Here is a 6599-nt window from a genome sequence, read left to right on the forward strand (position 1 = left end):
AAGTGATTTTTTTGTAACAAAAAAGTAATACTGTAATTTTTTCTGGAAAAAAATTCTTATGCTAATTTGTGAGAAATATATGAAAACTATTGCTAATTTTGGTAGAAATACAATTCTTTAATATGGAAATTTATGTTACAAATCATTAATCGTTTATTACGAATGCTTTGTAATTGTGTGATTTTCGAAATTCTACAAAAAACTGTTGCTATAATGAGAACACGAAAACAAAGCAAATGGAGGCTATTCATGAAAAAATTATTAGGTATAGCAACAGCAGCAGTTTTTGGTCTTGGGATTTTTGCAGGTTCTGCTAAAGCGGAAACGATTGTAACAACAGATGTATTAAACGTTAGAGAAAACCCAAATGTAGAATCAAAACTTGTAGGTAAAATGTTAAGTGGAAATAAATTAGATGTTATAAATACAGAAAACGGATGGTCCAAAATTAAATTAGATGGTAAAGAAGCTTTTGTAAGTGCCGAGTTTACGAAAAGTTCTTATTATGTAACAGCAAACGTATTAAACATTCGTGCTGGAGCGAATACTGATTCAGAAATTCTTGGCACGCTTAAAAAAGATGACTTGATTGAAACGACAAATCAAGTACAAAACGAATGGTTACAATTCGAATATGGCGGGAAAGCGGCGTATGTTCACATACCATTTTTAACAGGTACAGCACCTGTTATTGAAAGAAAAGAAGTTCCAGCTCAAGATGAAGCGCCAACTAAGGTGAAAACGGCGGTTAAAAATGATACATCAGTTAAGGAGAAAGAGCCGGCTAAAAATGATACGGTAGTTAATGGAAAAGAATCAGTTAAAAGTGGAGCATCAAGTAAACCAGTAGCGCAAGCGAATCCGGCAACTAAGCCAGTGGCGAAATCTACTGAAACAAGTGAACCTGCTGGTCGTGAAATAACAGTAGAAGCGACAGCTTACACAGCTCACCCGGGTGAAAATGGCACATATGGTGGTCGTGTGTTAACAGCGATGGGGCATGATTTAACAGCGAATCCAAATATGAAAGTTATTGCTGTTGATCCGAAAGTAATTCCTCTCGGATCAAAAGTGTGGGTGGAAGGATATGGAGAAGCGATTGCTGGAGATACTGGTGGCGCGATTAAAGGAAACCGTATTGATGTTTTAGTTGGTTCAGATAGCACTGCTGATAGTTGGGGTCGTAAATCCGTTAAAGTGAAAGTTATAAAATAATTTATTAAAATAAAAAACGGCTGCTTGAAAATGTCTAAGCGGCCGCTTTTTTTTATAAGAATTATTGAAAAGGGTAAATTGTTTTACCTGTAATAATTTTATACGCGGTGCAAAATTGAGTTTGCATATACTCTGTATTTTTATTTTCTGGATGTAACGTTGTTTCTTGAATAGTAGAATGAAAGGAACGTAGTAAACAATTTAGTGCGAAGTATAATTCTTCTTGTGAACAATTTTTTTCTTTTATAGCAGTAGCTAAAATAAGGTCTTTTATTAATAATGGAAAATCGATAATCGCTTGTTTCATAGTCATTGCACCCTCTCCGAGCTATTTTTTATCATGTATATGCAGAATTGGACAAGCTATGCTCTTTTTTTGTGTAATTTCATGTACTAGATTCAAAGAACTTGCAATCATGCCGTTAAAATTGGTAAGATTGGGTATAATCAATAGATGGAGTATATTACATAAAGAGAGTTGAATGATATGGGAGAAGTGCAACGTGAAAAAGTTGCTGTCATCATTGGGCCAACTGCTGTCGGAAAGACGAAATTAAGTATCGATCTTGCAAAAGCGTTGAATGGTGAGATTATTAGTGGTGATTCCATGCAAATTTATCGTACGATGGATATCGGGACTGCAAAGGTGACGATAGATGAGATGGACGGAATTCCGCATTATATGATTGATATAAAAGATCCGGAAGATTCATTTTCTGTGGCGGAATTTCAAGAACGTGTCCGTAAGTGCATTCGAGAAATTACAGAGCGCGGGAAATTACCAATTATTGTTGGTGGAACCGGTCTCTATATACAATCTGTTTTATTCGATTACCAGTTTACAGATGAGGCTGGGGATGCTACATACCGAGAACGGATGGAAAAGTTAGCATTAGAACACGGTGTGGAATATGTACATAAAAAGTTACAAGAAGTAGATCCAGAAAGTGCGGAGCGTATTCATGCCAATAATGTAAGGCGTGTTATTCGGGCGTTAGAAATTTTTCACACGACGGGTGAAAAAATGAGTAACCAGCTCGAAAAACAAGAAAATGAGTTACTGTACGATGTTTCATTAATTGGCTTGACAATGGATCGAGAAATGCTATACGATCGCATTAACTTACGTGTTAACCTAATGATTGAACAAGGTTTATTAGAAGAAGTAAAAGGTTTACATGAAAGAGGAGTGCGAGATTGTCAATCTATTCAAGCGATTGGTTATAAAGAGATATATGATTATTTTGAGAATCGTGTATCTTTAGAAGAAGCGGTATCACAATTAAAGATGAATTCACGCCGTTATGCAAAACGTCAATTAACGTGGTTCCGTAATAAGATGGATGTCACGTGGTTCGATGTTACTGATGGTGAAAAAACGTCAGAAATTTTACGATACATAGAAGGAAAGCTACAACTAAAGTCGAATAATAGTAAGTAGAGAAAAAGAGGAGGATTCGACATGAAGCAATCAATCAATATTCAAGATCAATTTTTAAATCAACTCCGTAAAGAGAATACGTTCGTTACGCTGTACTTATTAAATGGTTTCCAGCTTCGTGGATTAATTAAAGGATTTGATAATTTTACAGTCCTGCTGGAAACAGAAGGTAAGCAACAGCTTATTTATAAACATGCAATTTCTACATTTGTACCACAAAAAAATGTTTCAATTGAATTAGAGTAGTAATGAATTATTGTACATAACAAAAAAAGAGCGAGTTTCTCGCTCTTTTTTTTATTTGTCATAAACAATAAATAGTGAAATTTAAGCGATTCTAAATACAGTAAGACGAATGTTAGTGTTTCCTGTTGCAGGGATCGTAATCTCGTTAAGAGTAGATTGGACAGAAATGTTTGCTCCGGCAGCTAATGTTTCGATTGTAGTAAATGAAAGTGAGTCGCCTATTAGATTTGAAGAGAAGTTGTCAGTAGCGACTGCTCCATTAATTGAAATTCCTACTCCAAGTGGAGCGCATCCTGGCGCAGTTGTAGAAATAGATACGCTAATTACATAAATACCAGCGTTAATAACAGTAACTGTATTTGTGCCGTTAAAGATAATATTGTTTACGTTAATTGCAGTACTAAAAATAAAGTTATTAAATTGGAGTACTGTTTGTTGGATGTTGTTTGTTACAACGATTGTTGCTACTGGGAAGCTAGGTCCAGTAGGTCCGGTAACTCCTATACCAGTAGCACCCGTTGGTCCTTGAACACCTTGAGGTCCAGTGGCACCCGTGTTACCTTGCGCACCTTGAGGTCCAGTAGCACCCGTTGGTCCTTGAACACCTTGAGGTCCAGTGGCACCCGTGTTACCTTGCGCACCTTGAGGTCCAGTAGCACCCGTTGGTCCTTGAACACCTTGAGGTCCAGTAGCACCCGTTGGTCCTTGAACACCTTGAGGTCCAGTGGCACCCGTGTTACCTTGCGCACCTTGAGGTCCAGTAGCACCCGTTGGTCCTTGAACACCTTGAGGTCCGGTAGCCCCCGTGTTACCTTGAGGTCCAGTAGGTCCAGGAGGCCCACCAGAAGGTCCGGTAGGTCCGGTAACTCCTATACCAGTAGCACCTGTGTTACCTTGAGGTCCGGTAACACCCGTGTTACCTTGAGCACCTTGAGGTCCGGTAGCCCCCGTGTTACCTTGAATACCTTGAGGTCCAGTGGCACCCGTGTTACCTTGAGCACCTTGAGGTCCGGTAGCCCCCGTGTTACCTTGAATACCTTGAGGTCCAGTGGCACCCGTGTTACCTTGCGCACCTTGAGGTCCGGTAGCCCCCGTGTTACCTTGAATACCTTGAGGTCCAGTGGCACCCGTGTTACCTTGAATACCTTGAGGTCCGGTAGCCCCCGTGTTACCTTGAGCACCTTGAGGTCCGGTAGCCCCCGTATTACCTTGAGTGCCTTGAGGTCCAGTCGCCCCCGTGTTACCTTGAGCACCTTGAGGTCCAGTCGCACCTGTGTTACCCTGAACACCTTGAGGTCCGGTAGCCCCCGTGTTACCTTGAATACCTTGAGGTCCAGTGGAACCAGTAGCCCCCGTGTTACCTTGAGCACCTTGAGGTCCGGTAGCCCCCGTGTTACCTTGCGCACCTTGAGGTCCGGTAGCCCCCGTGTTACCTTGAGCACCTTGAGGTCCAGTCGCACCCGTGTTACCTTGAGGTCCAGAAGGTCCAGGAGGCCCACCAGAAGGTCCAGTAGGTCCGGTAACTCCTATACCAGTAGCACCCGTGTTACCTTGAGCACCTTGAGGTCCAGTAGCACCCGTGTTACCTTGCGCACCTTGAGGTCCAGTAGCCCCCGTGTTACCTTGAATACCTTGAGGTCCAGTGGCACCTGTATTACCTTGAATACCTTGAGGTCCAGTGGAACCAGTAGCACCTGTGTTACCTTGAATACCTTGAGGTCCAGTGGCACCTGTATTACCTTGAATACCTTGAGGTCCAGTCGCACCCGTGTTACCTTGAGCGCCTTGAGGTCCAGTGGAACCAGTCGCACCCGTATTACCTTGCGCACCTTGAGGTCCAGTGGAACCAGTCGCACCTGTGTTACCTTGAATACCTTGAGGTCCAGTGGCACCTGTATTACCTTGAATACCTTGAGGTCCAGTAGCACCCGTGTTACCTTGAGCGCCTTGAGGTCCAGTGGAACCAGTAGCACCCGTATTACCTTGAGCACCTTGAGGTCCGGTAGCCCCCGTGTTACCTTGAATACCTTGAGGGCCAGTGGAACCCGTGTTACCTTGCGCACCTTGAGGTCCAGTGGAACCAGTCGCACCTGTGTTACCTTGAACGCCTTGAGGTCCAGTGGAACCAGTAGTACCTGTGTTACCTTGAGCGCCTTGAGGTCCAGTAGCCCCCGTGTTACCTTGAGCACCTTGAGGTCCGGTAGCCCCCGTGTTACCTTGAGCACCTTGAGGTCCGGTAGCCCCCGTGTTACCTTGAGCGCCTTGAGGTCCAGTGGAACCAGTAGCACCCGTATTACCTTGAGCACCTTGAGGTCCGGTAGCCCCCGTGTTACCTTGAATACCTTGAGGGCCAGTGGAACCCGTGTTACCTTGAGCACCTTGAGGTCCAGTGGAACCAGTAGCACCTGTGTTACCTTGAATACCTTGAGGTCCAGTGGAACCAGTAGCACCGGTAGCACCTGTGTTACCTTGAACGCCTTGAGGTCCAGTGGAACCAGTAGCACCGGTAGCACCTTGAGGTCCAGTAGCACCCGTGTTACCTTGCGCACCTTGAGGTCCGGTAGCACCCGTGTTACCTTGAATACCTTGAGGTCCAGTGGCACCTGTATTACCTTGAATACCTTGAGGTCCAGTGGAACCAGTAGCACCTGTGTTACCTTGAGCGCCTTGAGGTCCAGTAGCACCCGTGTTACCTTGAATACCTTGAGGTCCAGTGGAACCTGTATTACCTTGCGCACCTTGAGGTCCAGTGGAACCAGTAGCACCTGTGTTACCTTGAACGCCTTGAGGTCCAGTGGAACCAGTAGCACCTGTGTTACCTTGAGCGCCTTGAGGTCCGGTCGCACCCGTGTTACCTTGAATACCTTGAGGTCCAGTGGAACCAGTATTACCTTGCGCACCTTGAGGTCCAGTGGAACCAGTAGCACCTGTGTTACCTTGAACGCCTTGAGGTCCAGTGGAACCAGTGGAACCAGTGGAACCAGTGGCACCTGTGTTACCTTGAGCGCCTTGAGGTCCAGTGGAACCAGTAGCACCCGTATTACCTTGCGCACCTTGAGGTCCGGTAGCACCCGTGTTACCTTGAATACCTTGAGGTCCAGTGGAACCAGTGGCACCTGTGTTACCTTGAACGCCTTGAGGTCCAGTGGAACCAGTAGCACCGGTATTACCTTGAGCACCTTGAGGTCCAGTGGAACCAGTGGCACCTGTGTTACCTTGAACGCCTTGAGGTCCAGTGGAACCAGTGGCACCTGTGTTACCTTGAACGCCTTGAGGTCCAGTGGAACCGGTAGCACCGGTCGCACCTGTGTTACCTTGAATACCTTGAGGTCCAGTAGCACCAGTCACGCCCGTGTTACCCCTAGGTCCGGTAGCACCAGTCACGCCCGTGTTACCTCTAGGTCCGGTAGCACCAGTAGCCCCCGTGTTACCTTGAACGCCTTGAGGTCCAGTAGCACCCGTGTTACCTCTAGGTCCGGTAGCACCAGTAGCACCCGTGTTACCTTGAACGCCTTGAGGTCCAGTGGAACCAGTGGCACCTGTGTTACCTTGAACGCCTTGAGGTCCAGTGGAACCGGTAGCACCGGTCGCACCTGTGTTACCTTGAATACCTTGAGGTCCAGTAGCACCAGTCACGCCCGTGTTACCCCTAGGTCCGGTAGCACCAGTCACGCCCGTGTTACCTCTAGGTCCGGTC

Annotated in this window: 5 protein-coding genes (1 of these 5 cut by a window edge); 3 read left to right on the forward strand and 2 right to left on the reverse strand. The window is 45.4% G+C overall.

The window, feature by feature from the left end; all coding sequences use genetic code 11:
- Window positions 1-249 precede the first annotated feature (249 nt).
- Window positions 250-1215: a cell wall-binding protein EntD gene (gene entD, locus DET63_RS12610; protein ID WP_113936893.1), complete on the forward strand. Its 966-nt coding sequence runs from the start codon at window positions 250-252 to the stop codon at window positions 1213-1215.
- A 61-nt stretch (window positions 1216-1276) separates the two neighbouring features.
- On the opposite strand, the gene DET63_RS12615 is transcribed toward entD, so the two are convergent.
- Window positions 1277-1522 carry a hypothetical protein gene (locus DET63_RS12615; protein WP_113936955.1) on the reverse strand — a complete coding sequence of 82 codons (246 nt, stop codon included), beginning with the start codon at window positions 1520-1522 and terminating at the stop codon, window positions 1277-1279.
- Between the two features lie 180 nt (window positions 1523-1702).
- Between DET63_RS12615 and miaA the strand changes: the two genes are divergently transcribed.
- Both miaA and hfq read left to right on the forward strand, forming a co-directional pair.
- The gene (miaA, locus tag DET63_RS12620) at window positions 1703-2656 is read left to right on the forward strand and encodes a tRNA (adenosine(37)-N6)-dimethylallyltransferase MiaA (RefSeq protein ID WP_113936894.1); all 954 of its coding nucleotides are present in this window, start codon (window positions 1703-1705) and stop codon (window positions 2654-2656) included.
- Between the two features lie 21 nt (window positions 2657-2677).
- Window positions 2678-2902, forward strand: a complete 225-nt coding sequence (gene hfq / locus DET63_RS12625; RefSeq protein ID WP_000813896.1) for an RNA chaperone Hfq — start codon at window positions 2678-2680, stop codon at window positions 2900-2902.
- Between the two features lie 81 nt (window positions 2903-2983).
- On the opposite strand, the gene DET63_RS12630 is transcribed toward hfq, so the two are convergent.
- Window positions 2984-6599: the 3' portion of a Gly-Xaa-Xaa repeat protein gene (locus DET63_RS12630; protein WP_113936895.1), read on the reverse strand. 635 nt of this gene lie beyond the right edge of the window; only the last 3616 of its 4251 coding nucleotides appear in the window; its start codon lies off the right edge, out of view; it ends in the stop codon at window positions 2984-2986.

The sequence above is a fragment of the Bacillus sp. DB-2 genome (genome assembly GCF_003315125.1).
GTDB classification, from domain to species: Bacteria; Bacillota; Bacilli; order Bacillales; family Bacillaceae_G; genus Bacillus_A; species Bacillus_A mycoides.

Bases quoted from the DNA above. Each gene is read 5' to 3' on its own strand.
- entD (WP_113936893.1), top strand. From the start codon at position 250: ATGAAAAAATTATTAGGTATAGCAACAGCAGCAGTTTTTGGTCTTGGG.
- DET63_RS12615 (WP_113936955.1), bottom strand. From the start codon at position 1,522: ATGAAACAAGCGATTATCGATTTTCCATTATTAATAAAAGACCTTATT.
- miaA (WP_113936894.1), top strand. From the start codon at position 1,703: ATGGGAGAAGTGCAACGTGAAAAAGTTGCTGTCATCATTGGGCCAACT.
- hfq (WP_000813896.1), top strand. From the start codon at position 2,678: ATGAAGCAATCAATCAATATTCAAGATCAATTTTTAAATCAACTCCGT.